At 63.8% G+C, this 21,827-nt stretch carries 22 protein-coding genes; 12 read left to right on the top strand and 10 right to left on the bottom strand.

Annotated features, from left to right (window positions below; translation table 11 throughout):
- Positions 1–208: 208 nt before the first annotated feature.
- From ACNFCH_RS01360 to rpoE, 4 genes are all read right to left on the bottom strand, one after another.
- The gene (locus ACNFCH_RS01360; RefSeq protein ID WP_416742153.1) at positions 209–1,609 is read right to left on the bottom strand and encodes a DegQ family serine endoprotease; all 1,401 of its coding nucleotides are present in this window, start codon (positions 1,607–1,609) and stop codon (positions 209–211) included.
- Between the two features lie 202 nt (positions 1,610–1,811).
- Entirely contained in the window at positions 1,812–2,777 is a 966-nt protein-coding gene (locus ACNFCH_RS01355) for a MucB/RseB C-terminal domain-containing protein (protein ID WP_337157794.1), read from the bottom strand.
- Between the two features lie 12 nt (positions 2,778–2,789).
- Positions 2,790–3,380, bottom strand: coding sequence for a sigma-E factor negative regulatory protein (locus tag ACNFCH_RS01350; protein WP_337157795.1), 591 nt, complete (start codon positions 3,378–3,380; stop codon positions 2,790–2,792).
- A gap of 31 nt (positions 3,381–3,411) precedes the next feature.
- Positions 3,412–3,993: an RNA polymerase sigma factor RpoE gene (rpoE, locus tag ACNFCH_RS01345; RefSeq protein WP_010220971.1), complete on the bottom strand. Its 582-nt coding sequence runs from the start codon at positions 3,991–3,993 to the stop codon at positions 3,412–3,414.
- 435 nt (positions 3,994–4,428) lie between these two features.
- Here rpoE and nadB point away from each other — a divergent pair, with 435 nt between their 5' ends.
- A complete protein-coding gene (nadB, locus tag ACNFCH_RS01340) occupies positions 4,429–6,033 on the top strand; it encodes an L-aspartate oxidase (protein WP_337157796.1) in 1,605 nt (534 codons plus the stop codon).
- A 111-nt stretch (positions 6,034–6,144) separates the two neighbouring features.
- Here nadB and ACNFCH_RS01335 read toward each other — a convergent pair whose 3' ends face one another.
- Positions 6,145–6,603 (bottom strand): protein YgfX, encoded by a 459-nt coding sequence (locus ACNFCH_RS01335; protein ID WP_337157797.1) that lies wholly within the window; start codon positions 6,601–6,603, stop codon positions 6,145–6,147.
- Positions 6,587–6,841 carry a succinate dehydrogenase assembly factor 2 gene (locus tag ACNFCH_RS01330; protein ID WP_337157798.1) on the bottom strand — a complete coding sequence of 85 codons (255 nt, stop codon included), beginning with the start codon at positions 6,839–6,841 and terminating at the stop codon, positions 6,587–6,589. The genes ACNFCH_RS01335 and ACNFCH_RS01330 overlap by 17 nt, the downstream gene beginning before the upstream one ends.
- Positions 6,842–6,974: 133 nt before the next feature.
- On the opposite strand from ACNFCH_RS01330, the gene ACNFCH_RS01325 reads away from it, so the two are divergent.
- Together ACNFCH_RS01325 and ACNFCH_RS01320 are read left to right on the top strand one after the other, a co-directional pair.
- Entirely contained in the window at positions 6,975–7,916 is a 942-nt protein-coding gene (locus tag ACNFCH_RS01325; RefSeq protein ID WP_337157799.1) for a folate-binding protein YgfZ, read from the top strand.
- Positions 7,917–7,971: 55 nt separating this feature from the next.
- A complete protein-coding gene (locus ACNFCH_RS01320; RefSeq protein ID WP_337157800.1) occupies positions 7,972–8,778 on the top strand; it encodes an HDOD domain-containing protein in 807 nt (268 codons plus the stop codon).
- 327 nt (positions 8,779–9,105) lie between these two features.
- Here the strand turns inward: ACNFCH_RS01320 and ACNFCH_RS01315 are convergent, their stop codons facing one another.
- Positions 9,106–10,485 carry a sensor histidine kinase gene (locus ACNFCH_RS01315; protein WP_337157801.1) on the bottom strand — a complete coding sequence of 460 codons (1,380 nt, stop codon included), beginning with the start codon at positions 10,483–10,485 and terminating at the stop codon, positions 9,106–9,108.
- Entirely contained in the window at positions 10,478–11,149 is a 672-nt protein-coding gene (locus ACNFCH_RS01310) for a response regulator (protein WP_196163148.1), read from the bottom strand. The genes ACNFCH_RS01315 and ACNFCH_RS01310 overlap by 8 nt, the downstream gene beginning before the upstream one ends.
- 200 nt (positions 11,150–11,349) lie before the next feature.
- On the opposite strand from ACNFCH_RS01310, the gene ACNFCH_RS01305 reads away from it, so the two are divergent.
- The 5 genes from ACNFCH_RS01305 to ACNFCH_RS01285 all read left to right on the top strand — a co-directional run bounded on the left by ACNFCH_RS01305 (position 11,350) and on the right by ACNFCH_RS01285 (position 16,796).
- Complete coding sequence (locus ACNFCH_RS01305; protein WP_070094565.1) at positions 11,350–12,639, top strand: OprD family porin; 1,290 nt, start codon at positions 11,350–11,352, stop codon at positions 12,637–12,639.
- Positions 12,640–12,670: 31 nt separating this feature from the next.
- Positions 12,671–13,651 (top strand): Bug family tripartite tricarboxylate transporter substrate binding protein, encoded by a 981-nt coding sequence (locus ACNFCH_RS01300; protein ID WP_196163146.1) that lies wholly within the window; start codon positions 12,671–12,673, stop codon positions 13,649–13,651.
- A 144-nt stretch (positions 13,652–13,795) separates the two neighbouring features.
- Positions 13,796–14,254: a tripartite tricarboxylate transporter TctB family protein gene (locus ACNFCH_RS01295; protein WP_337157802.1), complete on the top strand. Its 459-nt coding sequence runs from the start codon at positions 13,796–13,798 to the stop codon at positions 14,252–14,254.
- 3 nt (positions 14,255–14,257) lie between these two features.
- Positions 14,258–15,772: a tripartite tricarboxylate transporter permease gene (locus ACNFCH_RS01290; RefSeq protein ID WP_337157803.1), complete on the top strand. Its 1,515-nt coding sequence runs from the start codon at positions 14,258–14,260 to the stop codon at positions 15,770–15,772.
- The gene (locus ACNFCH_RS01285) at positions 15,765–16,796 is read left to right on the top strand and encodes an AbrB family transcriptional regulator (RefSeq protein WP_337157804.1); all 1,032 of its coding nucleotides are present in this window, start codon (positions 15,765–15,767) and stop codon (positions 16,794–16,796) included. Before ACNFCH_RS01290 ends, ACNFCH_RS01285 begins: the two co-directional genes overlap by 8 nt.
- Before the next feature lie 96 nt (positions 16,797–16,892).
- Here ACNFCH_RS01285 and ung read toward each other — a convergent pair whose 3' ends face one another.
- On the bottom strand, positions 16,893–17,585 hold the full coding sequence (ung, locus tag ACNFCH_RS01280; protein ID WP_337157805.1) for a uracil-DNA glycosylase: 693 nt from the start codon (positions 17,583–17,585) through the stop codon (positions 16,893–16,895).
- Between the two features lie 125 nt (positions 17,586–17,710).
- Between ung and ACNFCH_RS01275 the strand changes: the two genes are divergently transcribed.
- Positions 17,711–18,817: an enoyl-CoA hydratase/isomerase family protein gene (locus tag ACNFCH_RS01275; protein WP_337157806.1), complete on the top strand. Its 1,107-nt coding sequence runs from the start codon at positions 17,711–17,713 to the stop codon at positions 18,815–18,817.
- Between the two features lie 74 nt (positions 18,818–18,891).
- Here ACNFCH_RS01275 and ACNFCH_RS01270 read toward each other — a convergent pair whose 3' ends face one another.
- On the bottom strand, positions 18,892–19,365 hold the full coding sequence (locus ACNFCH_RS01270) for a hypothetical protein (protein WP_416742116.1): 474 nt from the start codon (positions 19,363–19,365) through the stop codon (positions 18,892–18,894).
- Positions 19,366–19,569: 204 nt separating this feature from the next.
- On the opposite strand from ACNFCH_RS01270, the gene ACNFCH_RS01265 reads away from it, so the two are divergent.
- From ACNFCH_RS01265 to ACNFCH_RS01255, 3 genes are all read left to right on the top strand, one after another.
- Positions 19,570–19,791 carry a cysteine-rich CWC family protein gene (locus ACNFCH_RS01265; protein ID WP_337157808.1) on the top strand — a complete coding sequence of 74 codons (222 nt, stop codon included), beginning with the start codon at positions 19,570–19,572 and terminating at the stop codon, positions 19,789–19,791.
- Between the two features lie 31 nt (positions 19,792–19,822).
- Positions 19,823–20,515, top strand: a complete 693-nt coding sequence (locus ACNFCH_RS01260) for a 16S rRNA pseudouridine(516) synthase (RefSeq protein ID WP_337157809.1) — start codon at positions 19,823–19,825, stop codon at positions 20,513–20,515.
- A 350-nt stretch (positions 20,516–20,865) separates the two neighbouring features.
- The gene (locus ACNFCH_RS01255) at positions 20,866–21,750 is read left to right on the top strand and encodes an alpha/beta fold hydrolase (protein WP_337157810.1); all 885 of its coding nucleotides are present in this window, start codon (positions 20,866–20,868) and stop codon (positions 21,748–21,750) included.
- The last annotated feature ends 77 nt before the right edge of the window (positions 21,751–21,827 follow it).

Genomic DNA, 21,827 nt, shown 5'->3' with positions numbered 1-21,827 from the left:
AAAATAGCCGGGAATTGTACCTTAAGCCGCGGGGATATGGGAGATTCCAGATCAAGCAACATGGTGACGAGCTTTGCTCCTGGGGGAGCCGGCAGGCCCTGGGATTGTGCGCCTCCGGGCTGACCGCAGCGCCAGGCCAAGTGTCGACTGAGGAATATTTCATGAAAAAGGGCAGCCGAAGCTGCCCTTTTCCTACGCAACGCGCAGATTACTCCGCCAGCTTGAAGGTAATGAAGCTGGCTCGGCCCTGACGCAGCACGCGCATGGACACCGAACGGTTCTTCGGCAGGTCCTTGGCGATTTCGGTGAACTGCTTGGCCGAGGCGATCGCCTGGTTGTTCAGGTGGCTGATGACATCGCCCGGACGCAGGCCGATCAACGCCGCCGGACCATCCTGAACCTCCTTGATGACCACGCCGCCCTTGAGTTCCAGGGACTTTTTCTGCTCGGCAGTCAGGTCAGCCACGGAAACGCCCAAGCGGTTGCTGTTGCGCTCGGCGCCTGACTCGCCACCGGTACCGATGTCGGCATCGTCCTCGGGCAGCGCGCCGATGGTGATGTCCAGGTTCTGGCGCTTGCCGTTGCGGATGATCTCCAGACGGGCCTTGTCGCCATCTTTGAGGCTGCCGACCAGGTGCGGCAGGTCGGCCGACATGACGATCGGCTGGCCGTTCATGCTCAGGATCACGTCACCCACCTGCAGACCGCCCTTGGCTGCAGGACCGTCCTCGAGCACCTGGGCGACCAGGGCACCGGCCGGCTTGTCCAGACCGAAGGATTCAGCAAGGTCCTTGTTTACCTCCTGAATCACCACGCCAAGCCAGCCACGGCTGACCTTGCCGTCCTTCTTCAGCTGGTTGGAGACATCCAGCGCCACATCGATCGGGATGGCGAACGACAGGCCCATGAAGCCACCGGAACGGGTGAAGATCTGCGAGTTGATGCCCACCACCTCGCCTTTCATGTTGAACAACGGACCACCGGAGTTGCCCGGGTTGATCGCCACGTCGGTCTGGATGAACGGCACATAGGTGTCGTTCGGCAGGGTTCGCCCCTTGGCGCTGACGATACCTTTGGTCACCGAATGGTCGAAGCCGAACGGCGAACCGATCGCCAGCACCCACTCACCGACCTTGAGCTTTTCGGAGTCGCCGAGCTTGACCGTCGGCAGGTTCTTGCCTTCGACCTTGAGCAGGGCCACGTCAGTACGCGGATCGGTGCCGACCAGTTTGGCCTGCAGCTCGCTGCGATCGGACAAACGCACGATGATCTCATCGGCATCGGCGACCACATGGTTGTTGGTCAGCACATAGCCATCACTGGAGATGATGAAGCCCGAACCGAGGGACTGGGCTTCCCGCTGACGGTCGCCCCGGGGCGACCGTGGCGCTTGCGGCATGTTGCGCTCGAAGAACTCGCGGAACATCGGCGGCAGGCCTTCCAGGTCCGGCATCTGCCCGGCGGCGACGCGGCGGTCCGGCAGCTTCTGCTTGGTACTGATGTTCACCACGGCCGGCGAGGCTTGCTCGACCAGGGTGGTGAAGTCCGGCAGGGCTTCCTCGGCCTGGGCGGTGAGCACCTGGCCGAGCATCAGCACGGCGGCGAACATCGATAGGTAGGATTTCAAGCGTGGTATTGACATACGGCTCCCGTCACAACGAGCGTAGTTAACAAAGTGAGGCCTTTGCACAAGCAAGAAAGGCCAGACCCCGAGAAGCCTGACCTATAGAAAATTTACGAAAGGATTGCAAATGACAATGCTTTAATTTCATGTCAGACGCATGACCTACGAGACGTAGGAAGGCACGCCATCACTGGCGTGCCTGGGCATCCTGGGCCCGCATGGACAGGGCGACACGCTCGGCAGTCCCCAGCGGGATCTCGCCAACCACGGTGACCATGACCTTGCCTTTGGGCGTATTGAGACGGCGCGATACGGCGACTGTCGGCCCCAACTGCGCGCGGGTATCAGGCCCCGCGTCGTCGCTGACCGGCTCCAAGAACACCGAGAAGCGTGCCAGGCCGTCGTCGTACATGAGGCTGCTGACCATGCTGTCACGCACCGGATCGCGGCGCACGGAGCTGTTGATCAGCTCGAAGCCCGGCGGCAACCAATCCGAGCGCCAGCCGGAGGCGGCCTCGGTGGTCCCGGCAGCGACTCGCTCGACGGGTTTGCACGATGCACTGGCGAGCAGGTCATCGTCGGTGGGCACGTCATCGGTGTCCAGACGGGTCATCTGGAAGCGCTCGAGCAACTGGCCTTTGTCGTTGAGCATCAAAGAGCGCAAGGGCAAACCAGTGCGGCGATCCAGGTGCAGTTCGAAGGCGTAGCGGTGCTGGTCTCGCGGCGTGAGCGTCACGATCACGGCGTCGCGCCCCGCGACCCGGGACTTACCCGCAACGCTCAAATCGTACCAGCTCATCAGTTTGAGAGGATCGAGCACACGCGGCGCAGAGTCCGGCGGGGCTCCTACGCGACTGACCAAAGAGCCGCTGACGCACTGGACCTTGCCATCGACGCGCACGATTTCCTGGGTCGCGCCATCGAGCTGCAACAAGCGCTCGCTGACCTTGCCATCCTGGACGCGGTGCCAGATATCGTGAGAGGAGAAGCTGCCATTGCGTTCGTAGACGAAGGAACCCTGGTAACTCTGTTCTCGCTCGGCCTGTGCCAGCTTGTTCAACCACTCACTCGCCTCGGGCGAGGAGTTGGCCGCCAACGCCGGCACCATCATGCAACTGCCAAATAGCAGCGTCAGGAGAGGTAGCGCGCGCATGATCCTCCTTACTTAACGGTTTTCCAGGCTGGCGGCGCGTGCGTAGGGCAGAGCGGTCTCGGTACCCTTGAGCGCAGATTCCTGGGCATGCTGGCGCAGGTATCCTGGCAGACGCTGATCCCAGCCGGCCTGGTTCTGCAGCACGCCGTTGGCCATCGGCCCGGTCGGTTGCTCACTGCTCTCACTATAGCCTGCCAAAACGGCAGGGCCCTGTGCCTGTGGCACACTCAGACCTTGCTGGGCAGGTTGCTGGGCAGCAAGCTCGGCACCGGTGATCTCATCCTGGTTGTACAGACGCACGCCAGCCAGCACGGCGACAGTCACCGAGGCGGCGACGGCCAGGCGACCAATGGTGCGCCATGGGCCTTGCTTGACCTTGACAGGCACGGCTTCGTCGGCAAGCGCCGCGGACACCGCCGAGGCGATATCGAGTTTCGGCAGTACCAGTTCGTTGTGCATCGCTGCACGCGCGACCTGATAGCGGGACCAGGTGGCACGGGTTTCAGGATCGTCGACGGCGTTCAACACGCGACGCAGTTCAAGTTCGTCCGCTTCGTTATCCATTACCGCGGACAGCGATTCCTGCAAAGCTTCACGACTCATGGCGGTTCCTCTCTTGGCTGTCGCCGCTGTCTCAGGTTTCCTGCAACAGAGGCTGCAGGGCTTTATCAATGGCCTCCCGAGCGCGGAAAATTCGAGAGCGCACGGTACCTACCGGACATTGCATGACACTGGCAATGTCTTCGTAACTCAGTCCGTCGAACTCACGTAGGGTCAATGCCGTGCGCAGGTCCTCGGGCAGTTGCTGGATGGTGCGATGGACGGTGCCTTCGATTTCATCCCGCAACAACGCGCGCTCTGGAGACTCGAGATCCTTGAGGCCATGATCGCCGTCGTAAAACTCCGCATCCTCGGAGCTCACATCACTGTCTGGTGGCCGTCTTCCGCGGGACACCAGGTAGTTCTTCGCCGTGTTGATGGCGATGCGGTACAGCCAGGTATAAAAAGCACTGTCACCGCGAAAATTTCCCAGCGCCCGGTAGGCCTTGATGAAAGCCTCCTGCGCCACATCCTGGGCCTCGTGGGTGTCGTGGACGAACCGCACGATCAACCCGAGAATCTTGTGCTGATACTTCAGCACCAACAGATCGAACGCTCGCCTGTCGCCGCGCTGCACGCGCTCGACAAGCTGCTGATCCTCTTCCTGGGTTAGCATGAACACTCCTCAGTGGTCTCGAAGGAGCGTTGCAACAGCCATCGTTCAGGCTTGCAACCATAGACTCGGCCTTTGCGCAAAAGTTCTCCCCTCCAAGCAAGTTTCCTGCGGCCCTTGGTCGGCTCGCACGAAAGACGCAGCGCGGTCACGGCCGGCTGCGTCGATAATCTGATCTCGAATACGCAGGTGTCAGCCCGAATAGAGCTACCGCCATGCGTCGCCGCGGCATTTGGTGGCGTGCGGGCAGCCTTCTTAGGATTTCCACCGGTATCGGAAAGTTCCCATAAAGATCGCCACCAGGGTGCAGATGCCATTGGAAATCAGACACCTGTGGCTGCTATAAAGGCAGCCGGACAGGCTTAACGATAGTTTCACAATGCCATCTGCGCATGACTATTGTGCCGCTCCCCTTCCCAAGATTACTAGTGTCAAGACATGAGCCAACAATTCCAACACGATGTCCTGGTGATCGGCAGCGGCGCCGCTGGCCTCAGCCTGGCACTGAACCTTCCCAGCCACTTGCGCATCGCCGTGCTGAGCAAGGGCGACCTGGCCAACGGTTCGACCTTCTGGGCCCAGGGCGGCGTCGCCGCGGTCCTGGACAACACCGATACCGTCCAGTCCCATGTCGAGGACACGCTCAATGCCGGCGGCGGACTGTGCCATGAAGATGCGGTGCGCTTCACCGTCGAGCACAGCCGCGAAGCCATCGAGTGGTTGATCGAACAAGGGGTTCCCTTCACCCGCGACGAGCATTACAGCGTCGATGACGGCGGTTTCGAGTTTCACCTGACCCGCGAAGGTGGTCATAGCCACCGGCGTATCATCCACGCCGCCGATGCAACGGGCGCGGCGATCTTCACGGCCCTGCTGAACCAGGCGCGCCAGCGACCGAACATCGAGCTGCTTGAGCAGCGCGTGGCGGTCGACCTGATCACCGAGCGCCGCCTGGGCCTACCGGGCGAGCGTTGTCTAGGCGCCTATGTGCTGGACCGCAACACCGGCGAAGTCGACACCTTCGGTGCGCGCTTCACCGTGCTGGCCACCGGCGGCGCGGCCAAGGTCTACCTCTATACCAGCAATCCCGACGGAGCCTGCGGCGATGGTATCGCCATGGCCTGGCGCGCTGGTTGCCGGGTCGCCAACCTGGAATTCAACCAGTTCCACCCCACTTGCCTGTACCACCCCCAGGCCAAGAGCTTCCTGATCACCGAGGCCCTGCGTGGTGAAGGCGCCCTGCTGCGCCTGCCCAATGGCGAGCGCTTCATGCCGCGTTTCGACCCCCGCGAGGAGCTCGCGCCCCGGGATATCGTCGCCCGCGCCATCGACCATGAGATGAAGCGCCTGGGCGTGGACTGTGTCTACCTGGACATCAGTCACAAGCCCGCCGACTTCATCAAGAACCACTTCCCCACGGTCTACGAGCGCTGCCTGGCGTTCGGTATCGACATCACCCGCCAAGCGATCCCGGTGGTCCCGGCCGCCCATTACACCTGCGGCGGCGTGATGGTCGATGATCGCGGCCATACCGACGTGCCCGGCCTGTACGCTATCGGCGAGACCAGCTTCACGGGCCTGCACGGCGCCAACCGCATGGCCAGCAATTCGTTGCTCGAATGCTTTGTCTATGGCCGTGCCGCAGCGGCCGACATCGAGGCGCACCTGGACGAAGTGCAGTCGCCGACCGCCCTGCCCTGCTGGGACGCAAGCCAGGTCACCGATTCGGACGAAGACGTGATCATTGCGCACAACTGGGACGAGCTGCGGCGCTTCATGTGGGACTACGTGGGTATCGTGCGCACCAGCAAGCGCCTGCAGCGAGCCGAGCACCGTGTGCGCCTGCTGCTCGACGAGATCGACGAGTTCTACAGCAACTACAAGGTCAGCCGCGACCTGATCGAGCTTCGCAACCTGGCCCAGGTCGCCGAGTTGATGATCCGCTCAGCGATGCAGCGCAAGGAAAGCCGCGGGCTGCACTACACACTGGATTACCCGGGAATGCTGCCCGAGGCCAAGGACACCATCCTCAGTCCAGTCTGAACTGACGCGTATTCGTGGGAACTGGCGGGGCCTGCGATTGGCCTGGGGCTGCTTTGCAGCCCATCGCAGGCTTCGCCCCACAAGTACAGGACAACACACACCTGAAGCGGGCTATTGCGCCGAAACGTCGGCCCAGCGTCTGCGACTGAACTTCAACCTCACCCGAAGACGCCGATGCTGATCGGCATCCAGGGCGTCTCGCGGTACGCACTGGCTCTCGCCAAACCAACGCCCTGGCCTGACGAAGCGCAGCACGACCAACCCTGGCAATGCCACGCTGTCCCGACACAACCGCACCCGCTGCCAGCCTCGGGCATGACTGAAAAGCCGCCAGCCGGTGGGATCACGGCGCAGGCCGGTAATGGCCTCGGGATGGGTCAGCAGGATACGACGGGGAATGGCCCAGCAGGCGTGGGCAAGGCAAGCGAGGGCGAGAAGAATGCTCAACCACCAGGATTGCGCGCTCAGGATCAAGGCCCAGAGCGCGAGCACCTGGCAGGTCAGGTAGGCCGCCAGCAGCAGGCGTGAGCCTTGCCAGCGGCACTCGAAATGCTCACTTGGGCTGGACACGGTCCAGGATGATGCGAACCATGCGTTGCAGCTCAGGGTCGTCGGACTCGGTGCGCTCCATGAACCAGCCGAACATGTCCTGGTCTTCGCAGGTCAGCAGGCGACGGTACAGCTCGCGGTCCCCTTCGCTCAGGGTGGGGTAGACCTCCTGGGTGAATGGCACCAGCAGTACGTCCAATTCCAGCATGCCGCGGCGGCTGTGCCAGAAAAGCCGGTTGAGTTCAGTTTGTTCGACCATGGGGCCCTCCTCGAATGGGCCGCCAGTATACAGTGGGGCGCTCGCGGCGGCACAAGGCGTTGGTCTAGTCACCTACCTATTTTGTTACCAGCGTTCTATGATGGCCGCCAGTCTCAAGCAACCGCGATGACCCATGGCCGATTCCGCTTTCTTCTGTCTCCTGTCCCACGAGGGCATCCTCGCCGTCCGCGGCTCCGATGCCGGCAAGTTCCTGCAAGGCCAGCTGACCTGCAACATCAACTACCTCAGCGAGGAGCATGCGAGCCTCGGCGCCCGCTGCATGGTCAAGGGCCGCATGCAATCGAGCTTCCGTATCCTCCCGCAAGGCAACGGTTACCTGCTGGCCATGGCCAGCGAACTGCTCGACGCGCAACTGGCCGACCTCAAGAAGTACGCCGTCTTCTCCAAGGCCACGCTGACCGATGAGAGCGCCGCCTGGGCCCGCTTCGGCCTGGCGCAAGGCAATACTGCGCTTGAAGCGCTGGGCCTGGCCACACCGACCGAGGCCGGCGCCACGGTACGCCATGACGGGCTGATCGCGATCGGTGTCAGCACCGGCCGCGTGGAGCTCTGGGCACCCGCCGCGCAAGCAGATACCGTGCGCCAGACGCTCGCCGCCCACCTGGCAGAAGGCAGCCTCAACGACTGGCTGCTGGGCCAGGTCCGTGCCGGCATCGGTCAGGTCATGGGGCCGACACGCGAGCTGTTCATCCCGCAGATGATCAACCTGCAAGCGGTCGATGGCGTGAGCTTCAAGAAGGGCTGCTACACCGGCCAGGAGATCGTCGCGCGCATGCAGTATCTGGGTAAGCTCAAGCGCCGGCAGTACCGCCTGGCCCTGGCCCAGCACGATGTGCCCGTCCCTGGCGCCGAGATTTTCTCGCCCACCCACGGATCGTCGGTGGGCGAAGTGGTCATCGCGGCCCGTGCAGGTGACGGCTGCGAACTGCTCGCGGTGCTCAGCGCCGAAGCCGTCGCAGACGACAACCTGCACCTGGGCAGCCTCGAAGGCCCACGCCTGACGTTGCTGGACCTGCCCTACGAACTGGACCGCGACCGGGAAATCCTGCGCTGACCAGCCTGCCCCGCCGTTGCGCGGGGCCGCACCACCATTGCGGTAGAGAAGTTAGATGAACAAGCTGGCCGAGACGGTTCAATCACAGTTGCTCGCAGCCATCGACAAGGACGACCTGGTCCTGCCGACCCTTCCGGAAGTTGCCTTGAGCATCCGCGAGGCCGCCGAGGACAGCGAGATCAGCGTCGCCGCGTTGAGCAAGGTGATCGGCCGCGACGCGGCCCTCTCGGCGCGCCTGATCAAAGTGGTCAACAGCCCCTTGTTGCGCGCGGCAGTGGAGGTCACCGACCTGCACACCGCCATCACCCGCCTGGGTATCAACTACAGCTGCAACTTGGCGATCGGCCTGGTGATCGAGCAGATCTTCCATGCCCGCTCCCCGGCCGTTGAGCAAAAGCTGCGCGATATCTGGGCCAATAGCCTTGAAGTGGCAGGCATCAGCTATGAACTGTGCCGTCGTTACAGCCAGCTCAAACCGGACCAGGCCACCCTGGGGGGGCTGGTCCACCAGATCGGAGCCCTGCCCGTGCTGATCTACGCCGAGGAGCACAACGAACTGCTCTCCGATCCGGTGTGCCTGCACTACGTGATCGAGCAGATCCAGCCGGTGCTGGGCGACAAGATCCTCAAGGCCTGGGAGTTCCCCGAACAGCTGGTCAATCTGCCCAGCCAGGTGCAGGACCTGGACCGACGCACCGACAGTATCGACTACATCGACATCGTGCAGATCGCCCGCCACCTCAGCCATCGGACCCGCAGCCGCCCCCTGGCCGCCTTGCCCGCCTACCAGCACCTCGGGCTGCCCTATGGAACCGAGCTGGATGTCGCCGACCTGCTCGATGCCCGCAGCATGTTGCGCTAAACGAAACGCCTCAGCTGTGGGAGTGAGCTTACCCGCAAATGCGGCAGCGACTTGACCAACGCATTCGCGGGTAAACCCGCTCCCACAAGGTCACCGCAAACACTGCTGAACTGGATTTACCCGCGAGTGCAGCAGCGAATTGACCAACCCGCTTCCAAGGATCACCGCAAACCCTGTGGGAGATTCTAGACCGGGATTGCGTCGCTCTTAAGACTTACGCAAACCCTGTGGGAGCGGGTTTACCCGCGAATAGGCCGGCACAGGCAACACAGGACCGTTGTTCCCACAGCCCCTGCCCCTCTGAAACAGCAAGGCGCAAAGCCCCGCTCAATCAGCGATGAAACTCACCCGCACGCGCAACCCACCCTTTTCGCCATCATGCAGGCTGATCTGCGCCAGGTGCGCACGACAGATCTCTCCGACGATCGCCAGCCCCAGCCCCGTACCCTGGGCGCTGCGCCGATAGAAACGCTCGAATACCCGCTCGCGCTCCGCCTCGGGAATACCCGGCCCGTCGTCCTCCACTTCGAGGATGGCCGGGGCCAGCACCCGCAGAATCACATTGCCACCCTTGGGCGTGTGCGCCAGGGCGTTGTCCACCAGGTTGCTGAGCAGTTCGTTGAGCAGGGTCGGCTCGCCCTTGAGCCACACCGACGCCTCGGCCTCCAGCGCCAGGGCCACGCCCCGAGCGTGCGCCAGTGGCGCCATGGCCATGCCCAGGTCACGTGTCAATTGGCACAGGTCCAGACGCTGGGCACCGCCTTCGGCGATCGCTCGGGCACCGTTTTCCACCCGCGCCAGGGACAACAGCTGGTTGGCCAGGTGAGTCAGACGATCGGTACCCTGGGTGGCAGCCTCGAGGGTCTGCCGCCACTGTTCCGGCTCCTGGGAGCGCAAGCCCAGTTCGACCCGCGCCTTGAGCGCGGCCAACGGTGTGCGCAACTCATGGGCGGCGTCGGCGATGAACTGCGCCTGGCGCTCGAACTGCCCGCGCAGCCGCTCGGTGAAATGGTTCAAGGCGCGTACCAAGGGCCCCAACTCGCGCTGCACCTGGACCACCGGCAAGGCGCGCAAATCATCAGGCTGGCGTTCTTCGACCGCCGTGCGCAGACGCTCCAGCGGGCGCAAGGCCGCGCTGACGGCGAACCAGACCATGACCAGCGCTCCCAGCGCCAGCATGCCCAGGCGCAGCAAGGTGTCGGCCATCAGCCCCCGAGCCATGCGCACCCGCGCCTCCTCGGTCTCGGCCACACGGATCTCGGCCATGCCGTTCATGTTCGGCTCGCTGACCGGCTTGAGCAGGCTGACAACACGCACATCCTGGCCCTGGTAGGTGGCGTTGTAGAACCGCGCGAGGGCTGGGTAGTCATCGGTACGCGGTGTACCCGGTGGAGGGGGCGGCAGGTTTTCGTAGCCGGAAATCAGCCGCTGGTGGATATCCAGCACTTGGTAGTAGATACGCCCGGCGCTGTCGTAGGCAAAGGTGTCCAGGGCCACGTAGGGCACATCCGCGCTCAGGGTCCCGTCGCGCTGGGACAGGCCCGCGGCGATGGTCCGTGCCGAGGCCAGCAGCGTGCGGTCGTAGGCGGTGTCAGCGGCCTCACGACCGTTCCAGTAGGCGCTCAGGCCGCTGGCGAGCATCAGCACCACCAGCAGCAGCGCCAAGTTGCCCAGCAAACGCCCACGCAGGCTGCCATTGTCACGCATCACGGTGCTCAAGCAGGTAACCCAGGCCGCGGAAGGTGACGATAGCCACTGGATGGCCATCGAGCTTCTTGCGCAGGCGGTGGATGTAGATTTCGATGGCATCGGGGCTGGCTTCTTCGTCCAGGCCGAAGACCTGGGCCGCCAGTTGCTCCTTGCTCATCACCCGCCCCGGGCGGGCGATCAGGGCTTCGAGCACGCTTTGTTCACGCTGGGTCAGGGTCAGGGCCTCGTCACCGAGGGTGAAGCGGCGGGTGTCCAGGTCGTAGACCAGCGGCCCGCAGCGCTGCTGACGCTCCCCACCGAGCACGCTACGGCGCAGCAGCGCCTTGACCCGCGCTTCCAGCTCGGTCAGCTCGAACGGTTTGGCCAAGTAATCATCGGCGCCCAGGTTCAGGCCATGGACCCGATCCTTGACGTCACTGCGCGCGGTGAGCATCAGCACTGGCAGCGTCTTGCCCCGCCCGCGCAGGCGCGCCAGCACTTCGAAACCGTCCATGCGCGGCAGGCCCACATCGAGCACGGCCACCGCATAGTCCTCGCTGGCCAGGGCCAGGTCGGCGGCCACGCCATCGTGCAGCACATCCACAGTCAGACCTTGGCTCTTGAGGGCCAAGGCCACGCTTTCGGCCAGTTGCAGGTGGTCTTCGACCAGCAACACTCGCATCGGATTCTCCCTGCTCGGGTGGGGCTTTGGCGCGGAGTGTACCGCCGTCCGGGGGCCTGTGAAGCCCTCGCGGCAAACCTTTCGCTCTGAAAGGTTAGCGAAAGGTTCATTACCTAGCATCGCACCACGGTCGCCCCGCGCGCCGAAAAAAGCACCAGCAAGGTGCGCCCGATAAGAACAATAAACGGAGTCTCCCGACGATGCTGTCCACGCAGCCGCAGGCGTTCGCGCCTACCCGTTCCCTGTCCGCACGCCCGTCCGCCATCGCCAGCGCCCTTGCGCTAGCCGGTGTGGCCCCGCTGAGCCAGGCCGCCTTCTTCGAAGACAGCACGGCCACCTTCGAAACCCGCAACATGTACTTCAATCGTGACTTTCGCGATGGCACCAGCAGCCAGCAGTCCAAGCGCGACGAGTGGGCCCAGGGCTTCATGCTCAACTTCGAATCCGGCTACACCGACGGCACCGTAGGCTTCGGCCTGGATGCGCTGGGCATGCTCGGCATCAAGCTCGACTCCAGCCCCGACCGCACCGATACCGGCCTGCTGCCGACCCATGACGACGGCAAGGCCGCCGACGAATACTCCAAGCTTGGCCTGACCGGCAAGGTCAAGGTCTCCAAGACCGAGCTCAAGGTCGGCACCCTGATCCCGGAACTGCCGACCCTGCAGCCCAACGACGGACGCATCCTGCCGCAGACCTTCGAAGGCGGTCTGCTCACCTCCAAGGAGCTCAAGGGCCTGACGTTCACCGGCGGTCGCCTGGAAAAAGCCAAGGACCGCAACGACACCAACTGGGAAGACCTGGCCCTCAACAACAAGAATGGCCGCTTCGGCGGCAGCTTCAGCGCCGACAATTTCGACCTTGCCGGGCTGGACTACCAGTTCACCGACCGCATCACCGGCAGCTACCACTTCGCCGAACTCGACGACATCTACCGTCAGCACTTCATCGGCATGGTCGCCACCCAGCCCTGGGGCCCTGGCACCTTCGGCGCGGACCTGCGCCTGGCGCTCAGCGACGATGCCGGCCAGGCCAAGGCCGGCAACATCGACAACACCACCGTCAACGGCATGCTCAGCTATGCCCTGGGCGGCCACAAGGTCAGCGCCGCCTACCAGCATCTGTCCGGCGACAGCGCCTTCCCCTATGTCGATGGCGCCGATCCGTACCTGGTCAACTTCGTCCAAATCAACGACTTCGCCGGGGCCGACGAGCACTCCTGGCAAGCACGCTACGACTACAACTTCGCCGCCCTGGGCATCCCCGGCCTGACCTTCATGACCCGCTACATCAGCGGCGACAACGTCAGCCGAGCCGACGGTGGCGAGGGCAAGGAGTGGGAACGCAACACCGAGTTCAAGTACGTGGTACAAAGCGGCCCGTTGAAGGACGTCGCCGTTCGCCTGCGCAATGCCACCTTCCGCTCCAACTTCGCTCGCGATGCCGACGAAGTCCGGCTGCTGGTGAGCTACAGCGTGGCTCTGTGGTAACCCATAACAACAACGCTCACGGAGATAGACGATGACCTTTTCACTGCGCCGCCTCGTCCTGGCTACCGGTTGCCTGCTGCTGGCAGGCAATGCCCTGGCCGCTGAACCTAAACGCCCCGAATGCATTGCCCCCGCCTCGCCCGGTGGCGGCTTCGACCTGACCTGCAAGCTGGTGCAAAGCGCCCTGGTCAACGAGAAGATCCTCTCCAAGCCCATGCGCGTGACCTACATGCCCGGCGGCGTCGGCGCGGTGGCCTACAACGCCGTGGTCGCCCAACGCCCGGCCGATGCGGGCACCCTGGTGGCCTGGTCCAGTGGCTCCCTGCTCAACCTGGCCCAGGGCAAATTCGGTCGCTTCGACGAGAACGCCGTGAAATGGCTGGCGGCGGTCGGCACCAGCTATGGCGCCATCGCCGTGAAGAGCGACTCCCCCTACAAGACCCTGGATGACCTGGTCGCGGCCCTGAAGAAAGACCCGAGCAAAGTGGTCATCGGCTCCGGCGGCACCGTCGGCAGCCAGGACTGGATGCAGACCGCCCTGATCGCCAAGGCCGCTGGCATCAACCCGCGCGACCTTCGCTACGTAGCCCTGGAGGGCGGCGGCGAGATCGCCACGGCGCTGCTCGGCGGGCATATCCAGGTCGGCTCCACCGACATCTCCGACTCCATGCCGCACATCCAGAGCGGCGACATGCGCATCCTCGCGGTGTTCTCCGAAAATCGCCTGGATGAGCCAGAAATGAAAGACATCCCCACCGCCAAGGAACAAGGCTACGACATCGTCTGGCCAGTGGTACGCGGCTTCTACCTGGGGCCAAAAGTCAGCGACGAGGACTACGCCTGGTGGAAAGCCTCGTTCGACAAACTGCTGGCCTCGGAGGACTTCGCCAAGTTGCGTGACCAGCGCGAGCTGTTCCCATTCGCCATGACCGGGCAGGAGCTGGACACCTACGTGAAGAAGCAGGTCGCCGACTACAAGACCCTGGCCCGGGAATTCGGCCTGATCCAGTAACAAGAACGCTGCACGTCCTTGTGGGAGCGGGTTCACCCGCGAATGCGTCAGATCAGACGTCGCTGCTGTGACAACTGGCGCTTTCGTGGGTACACCCGCTCCGACAGGGTGCGCGTCGTCCCGAACCCTACCGAGGATGTCTTGATGATCCTGCAACGCATTTTCGCCCTGGCACTGCTGGCGGTGTGCGCGGCCCTGGCCGTGATGGCCTGGCCGTATCAGGCCGCATTTTCCTACGAACCTGTAGGCCCACGCGCCTACCCCCTGCTGATGCTCGGCCTGATGGGCGTGGCCCTGCTCTACCTGGCCTTTCGCCCAACGCCCATCGTGCACAAGGACGACGAGCCACCGCTGGACCGTGAAACCCTGGTCAAGATCAGCGCCTGCGTCGGCCTGCTGATCGTGTTCGCCAGCACGTTCGAGTCGCTCGGCTTCATCCTCAGCGCCGTGCTCGTCGGCGTGCCCATGGCGCGCCTGTATGGCGGGCGCTGGCTGCACAGCCTGATCGTGGTAGGCGCCATGAGCCTGCTGCTCTACTGGCTGTTCGACCGCGTGATGGATGTGCCCCTGCCCCTCGGCCTGCTGGACGTACTGGAGAACTGACACATGGATACCTTGAGCTACCTGGGCCAGGGCTTCGGCGTCGCCCTGAGTCCGTACAACCTGGTCACCGCCTTGACCGGCACCCTGATCGGCACCGTGGTCGGTCTGCTGCCGGGCCTGGGCCCGATCAACGGCGTGGCACTGCTGATCCCCATCGCCTTCGCCCTGGGCCTGCCGCCTGAGTCTGCGCTGATCCTGCTGGCCGCGGTCTACCTGGGCTGCGAGTATGGCGGACGGATCAGCTCGATCCTACTGAACATCCCCGGCGAAGCCTCCACCGTGATGACCACCCTCGACGGCTACCCCATGGCCCGACAGGGCTTGGCCGGCGTGGCCCTGTCGCTGTCGGCGTGGAGCTCGTTCATCGGCGCCTTCATCGCCACCTGCGGCATGGTGCTGTTCGCCCCGCTGCTGGCGAAATGGGCAATCGCCTTCGGACCCGCCGAATACTTCGTACTGATGGTGTTCGCCATCGTCGCCCTGGGCGGCATGGCCGGCGACAAACCGCTGAAGACGTTCATCGCCGCGCTGATCGGCCTGTTCCTGTCCAGCGTCGGCATCGACGCCAACAGCGGCGTTTACCGCTTCACCGGCGACAGCGTGCACCTGGCCGACGGCATCCAGTTCGTCGTGCTGGTACTGGGCCTGTTCTCCATCAGCGAGATCCTCCTGCTGCTGGAAAAAACCCACCACGGCCACGAAGCGGTCAAGGCCACCGGACGCATGCTGTTCAACCTCAAGGAAGCCGCCTCGGTGTTCATCGTGAACCTGCGCTGCGGCCTGCTGGGCTTTGTCATGGGCGTACTGCCCGGTGCCGGCGCGACCCTGGCCAGCGCCGTGGCCTACATGACCGAGAAACGCATCGCCGGCGACAAGGGCACGTTCGGCAAGGGCGACGCCCGCGGCCTGGCGGCCCCGGAAACCGCCATCGGCGCCTCCTGCTGCGGCGCCCTGGTGCCGATGCTGACCTTGGGCGTACCGGGTTCGGGCACCACCGCCGTGATGATCGGCGCGCTGACCCTGTACAACATCACCCCTGGGCCGCTGCTGTTCGAACAGCAACCGGACATCGTCTGGGGCCTGATCGCCTCGCTGTTCATCGCCAACATCATGCTGGTGATCCTGAACATCCCGATGATCCGCATCTTCACCCGCATCCTCGCGGTACCGAACTGGGCCCTGGTGCCGGTGATCGCCATCATCACCGGGATCGGCGTGTACGCCGTGCATGCCACCACCTTCGACCTGTTCCTGATGGTCGGCATCGGCATCATGGGCTACATCCTGCGCAAGCTGGATTTCCCGCTGTCGCCAATCCTGCTGGGGTTCATCCTGGGCGGGCTGATGGAGCAGAACCTGCGCCGTGCACTGTCGATCTCCAACGGCGAGTTGGGCATCCTCTGGTCGAGCCCGATCAGCATGGCAGTGTGGGTGCTGACCCTCTGCATGCTGACCCTGCCGTTGCTGCGCATCTGGCGTAAACGCAGCCTGCAGCGCCGGGCGATGGCCGATGCCTGATCGGTCGTTGCCGCTGTTCTGGGCCACCGGGCTGGTCGGTCTTGCTGGCGGGTTTCTTGCCAGCAAGGTCGGCTGGCCTTTGCCGTGGATGGTCGGCTCGCTACTGGCGATCATACTGATGCGCTGCCTGACGCCCTGGCAGCTGTCGGAGATCCCCAACGGTCGCAAGTGCGGGCAGTGGATCATCGGCATCGGTATCGGCCTGCACTTCACCCCGGCGGTCATCGAGCAGGTGGCCAGCCACTTTGCCCTGATCGTCTTCGGGGCCCTGATCACCACGTTGTCCGCCGCAATCAGCGTCTGGCTGCTCAGGCGCACCGGTGAGGACCGCGCCACGGCGTTCTTCGCCAGCATGCCGGGGGGCTCGGGGGAGATGGTCAACCTGGGCGCGCGTAATGGCGCGGTGCTCAGCCAGGTGGCTGCGGCCCAGAGCCTGCGGGTGCTGGCGGTGGTCCTGTGCGTGCCGGCGCTGTTCAAGTTCCTGCTCGGCGATGGCGTGCCACTGACCCATGTGGGCAGCGTCAGCTGGGGCTGGCTGGCACTGATCGCGCCGCTTGGCGTGTTGGCCGCGTTGATCTGGCAGCGCCTGCGCCAGCCCAACCCCTGGCTGTTCGGTCCACTGCTGGTGGCCGCTGGCGTGAGCCTGGCCGGCAACCTGCAAATCGCCTTGCCGCCCGGAGCGAGCCAGATCGGTCAGTGGCTGATCGGCAGTGGCCTGGCCTGCCACTTCAATCGGGCGTTCTTTCGCCGGGCGCCGTCCTTCCTCGGACGGACCTTGCTGGCGACCTTCCTGTGCATGTTGATCGCCGCCAGTGCGGCGTGGGTATTGAGCGTGATGACGCAACTGGACCTGCGCTCACTGACCTTGGGGATGATGCCAGGCGGTATCGCCGAGATGAGCCTGACGGCCGAGACCTTGCAGCTATCGGTGCCGTTGGTGACGGCGCTGCAGGTGATGCGGCTGTTGTTCGTGCTGTTTCTGGCCGAACCGTTGTTCCGGCGCTGGAACACGAGCCGAGCGTGACGGCGTGCAAACGTCTTCGCGGGTAAACCCGCGCCCACAAGACTGATCGCCAACCCTGTGGGAACGGGTTTACCCGCGAAGAAGACAACGCGCTTTTCAGAGTGGCGGCAAGGCCCAATCGATGGGCGCCAGCCCACGCTGCTCGAGGAAGCTGTTGGTCCGGCTGAAATGCCCGCAACCGAAGAAGCCCCGATACGCCGACAATGGCGACGGGTGAACCGACTTGAGCACCAGGTGCCGAGTGCCGTCGATCAGTTTCTGCTTACTCTGGGCATGAGAGCCCCACAGCAGGAACACCACATTCTCGCACTGCTCGCTGACCACCTGGATGACCCGATCGGTGAACGGCTGCCAGCCCGCGTTGGCGTGGGAGGCGGCGTTGCCGCGCTGCACGGTCATGGTGGTGTTTAGCAGCAATACGCCCTGCTCTGCCCAGCTTTGCAGGTAGCCATGGCTGGGGATGGGCAGATTGAGGTCGCGGTGCAGTTCCTTGTAGATGTTCACCAGCGACGGCGGCGTGGGCACGCCTGGTTGCACCGAGAAGCACAGGCCATGAGCCTGACCGGGGCCGTGGTAGGGGTCCTGGCCAAGGATCACCACCTTCACCTTGTCCAGCGGCGTGGAATTGAGCGCGTTGAAGATCAGCGGCCCCGGCGGGTAGATCTCCTTGCCAGCCGCATATTCCTCACGCAGGAACTCACGCAGCTTGTGCATATAGGGTTGGTCGAACTCGGCGCGCAACGCAGCCTTCCAGCCGGGTTCGAGTTTGATGCGATCGTCGTCAGTCATGGGGCCATCCGTAAACAATGGCGCGACACTAGGTAAGCCGTCCGGCCTTGTCAATCGATCCGACCGACGACCGTCATGATCGCCTGAGGGGTCCATACTTGTGCGATGACTACATGAGGTCGCCCATGTCCATTCAATGCGAGGTACTCACAGGCGCCGATGGCGCGCGCATCGGCATCGCCACCCTGGATGCGCCCAAGGCGCTCAATGCCCTGAACCTGCCAATGATCGAGGTGCTCGACGAGCGTCTGCACGCCTGGGCCAGCGACCCGGGTATCGTTTGCGTGCTGCTGCGTGGCAACGGCCCCAAAGCGTTCTGTGCCGGCGGCGATGTACGTGCGCTGGTTCAGGCCTGCCGCGACCATCCCGGCAGCGTGCCGCCGCTGGCGGCCACGTTCTTCGCCGCCGAATACCGGCTCGACTATCGCCTGCATACCTATCCCAAGCCCCTGCTGTGCTGGGGGCATGGCCACGTGCTCGGCGGGGGCATGGGTTTGCTGCAGGGTGCGGGGATTCGCATCGTCACCCCCAGCAGCCGGCTGGCCATGCCGGAAATCAGCATCGGCCTGTATCCGGACGTCGGCGCCAGCTGGTTCCTCGCCCGCCTGCCCGGAAAGCTCGGCCTGTTCCTTGGGCTGACCGGCGCACCGATCAACGCCCGCGACGCCCTGGATCTTGGCCTGGCCGACCGCCTGCTGGGCGAGCATCAGCAAGAAGCCTTGATCGAAGAGTTGCTGCAGTTGAACTGGCAGGAACAAACCGCCCTGCAACTGAACAGCCTGCTCAAGGCCGAACAGCACCGGGCCTGCGCCGACCTGCCCGAACCCCAGTGGCTGCCACGCCGGGCGCTGATCGATGAGCTGCTCGATGTGGCCGACCCTGCCGCTGCCTGGCGCGCGTTAGCCGATTTGAGCCGACATCACGACCCGCTGCTGGCCGAGGCCGGTCGCCGTCTGCACGAGGGTTGCCCGCTGACCGCGCATCTGGTGTGGGAACAGATCCGCCGAGCCAGGCACCTGTCACTGGCCCAGGTGTTCCAGATGGAATACACCATGAGCCTGAACTGCTGCCGCCACCCGGAGTTCAGCGAAGGCGTGCGCGCCCGCCTGCTGGACAAGGACAACCAGCCGCACTGGCACTGGCCGGACATCACCCAAGTGCCGGCCGCAGTGGTCGAGGCGCATTTCGCCAAGGTGTGGGAAGGGCGTCACCCCCTGGCTGATCTGGGGTGAAGCCCGCGCCTGCAGGCAGTGCGAGGGCCTGTTGCGCGCGGGCTTGGTCACGCGATCGGGCTTGGGGTCAATGATCAACGCCGCCAGTTACGGCCGTTGTCCCCATGTCCGTTATCGGGTCGCCGGTTGTTGTCCCCACGGCCATTGGAGTGCCAGCGGTCATTCTGAGGGCGGCGATTGTCGTTTCGGTAGTCATGACGGTCCCGATCGCGCCCATAGTCATAGCGCTGGCGATTGCCATAGTCGTTGCGCGGATTGCCATGCCATTGGTTCACCTGATGCCCCGGGTAAGGCCGGTAGTGGGGCGTGGGCGCCGGGCGGTAGTAACGAGGTGCGGGTTGATAGTAGCGAGGCGCGCTCTGGTAATAGCGCGGCTGGGTGATGTAGTAACGATCCTGACGGTAATAGCCCGGATAGTAGTCGCGGTCGTTCGAGTAATAGTCCGAGCGGTAGTGGCCCGAGCGGTAGTAACCGCCGTCCTCGTAGTAGGGGACGCAGGCGCTGGTGAGCAAGGCCAACAAGGCGATCAGCAGAATTCGTGGGTACATGGCGGCCTCCTGGACCGCGGGAGTGCCCGACACAGCGGCGCTGGCGAGCGTCGATGAACAAATGCATCCATCGACACCCAATAAGACCGTTGCGCCGGGGGCCAGTGCCATTTTCGCAATAAATTGAAACAGGTTGCCGACCACCGGAAACACCCTGTAGCCATTACCGGTAGAATGCCCTCACGTACACGCCGGGATCGAACCATGAACGACAAACAGCGCTGCCCCGCCTGTGGCGCCCTCAACCAGTGCAGCCTGGCTGATCCACGCACCGCCACGCAGCCCTGCTGGTGCTTCGCGGTGGCCATCGACCCCGCCGTGCTGCAGGCGCTGCCCGACGAACTGCGCGACCAGGCCTGCCTGTGCCCGCGCTGCGCACAGGTCGATGATCAGCTCAAGGCAGCGCGTCCCACGCCAAGCCGTTAGACTGCGCCCCTTTTTCGAACAGCCCGCCGCCATGCGCCTTGATCGCTTTCTCGCCAACCTGCCCTGTTACAACCGCCAGCAGGTCCGCCTGCTGCTGGTGCAACGGCGCGTGCGCGTGGATGGCCTGGCGGCCACCGACCCTCGCCAAGAGGTGCGCGAATTCAGCCGGGTGGAAGTGGACGAGCAGGTGCTCCAGGCCGGTCGCCCGGCGCGCTACTTGATGCTGCACAAGCCCAGCGGCTGCGTCAGCGCGACCCACGATCCGCAACACCCCACCGTGCTCGACCTGCTGCCGGCCGAACTGCGCGAGGACCTGCACATCGCCGGCCGCCTGGACTACAACACCACCGGATTGATGATCCTGACCAACGACGGTCAATGGTCGCGTCGCCTGACCCAGCCCAAGACAAAGCTGCCAAAGATCTACCACGTCCAGACCGAAGACGAGATCGGCGAACACTACGTGACCAAGTTTCGCGAAGGCTTTTACTTCGCCTTCGAAGACCTGACCACCCTGCCCGCCCAGCTGGACATCCTCGGCCCACGCCAGGCGCGACTGGCGATCGTCGAAGGCCGCTACCACCAGGTCAAGCGCATGTTCGGGCACTTCGACAACAAGGTGGTGGGGCTGCACCGGGAGCGGATGGGCAGTATCGGCCTGGATCCTGCATTGGCACCTGGTGAGTTTCGTGAGCTGACGCCGGAAGAAGTCGCCTCGGTCTGAAATCTGCGGCCCTGCATAGAGCGGTATAGACAGGTTCACCGCATCGATTTTCCCGTGACATCCCCCAAACGGCACTTGCGAGATCCCAACCCTGCTGCTTGAATCAAACTCGTCGGTCCGCATGTGACTTATCAGTCACGCTCGCAGTCCAAGACGCCTTTTGCCGGTCACCCAGGGTCTCGATGCCCCGGGACACGGCAAACCGCCCACCTAGAACAAATACCGTCGACGACCGTGCCATGGATCGACAAAAGGGCTCCCGGTTTCTCTTCCAGGCGTATGCCTACCTGTCATAAACAACGTGCACCCTAGGTCACGCGAATACCCTTTTTGCGCCAGGAGTCGATGACATGAGGCCAGAAATCGCTGTGCTTGATATCCAAGGTCAGTATCGGGTTTACACGGAGTTCTATCGCGCGGAAGCAGCCGAGAAGACGATCATCCTGATCAACGGATCGCTGGCCACCACGGCCTCTTTCGCCCAGACGGTGCGCAACCTGCACCCGCACTTCAACGTCGTGCTGTACGATCAGCCCTATGCCGGCAAGTCCAAGGCGCACAACCATCAGGAACGGCTGATCACCAAGGAGACCGAGGCGCACATCCTCCTTGAGCTGATCGAGCACTTCCATGTCGATCACGTGATGTCGTTCTCCTGGGGCGGTGCCTGTGCCCTGCTGGCGCTGGCGCACCAGCCGAGCCGGGTGAAGAAGGCGGTGGTCAGCTCCTTCTCGCCGATCATCAACGAGCCGATGCGCGATTACCTGGCGCGCGGTTGCCAGTACCTGGCCGCCTGCGACCGCTACCAGGTGGGCAATCTGGTCAATGACACCATCGGCAAGTACCTGCCGTCGCTGTTCAAGCGCTTCAACTATCGCCATGTGAGCAGCCTGGACAGCCATGAGTACGCGCAGATGCACTTCCACATCAACCAGGTGCTGGATCACGATCTGGAGCGAGCCCTGAGCTCGGCGCGCAACATCGACATCCCGGTGCTGTTCATCAACGGCGACCGTGACGAATACACCACCGTCGAGGATGCGCGGCATTTCAGCCAGCACGTGGGCCAGAGCCATTTCAGCGTGATCCGCGATGCCGGTCACTTCCTGGACATCGAGCACAAGAGCGCGTGCGAGGACACCCGGGCGGCAATGCTTGGCTTCCTCAATCCAACTCTGCGCCAACCCCGTCAACGCAGTCACTACGTACAGGGGCAGCATGCACTGGCTATCTGAGTGGTTCGGCGACGTCTAGCCCTTGTAGTCATCCGGGCTACACGTCGCCGACAGGCCTTTTTGCACACCCAGGCTTC

The organism is Pseudomonas sp. NY15354, from assembly GCF_048068075.1.
GTDB lineage: Bacteria > Pseudomonadota > Gammaproteobacteria > Pseudomonadales > Pseudomonadaceae > Aquipseudomonas > Aquipseudomonas guariconensis_C.
The sequence above is the reverse complement of the archived record's forward strand: the minus strand, read 5'-3'. Positions and strand labels throughout refer to the sequence as shown.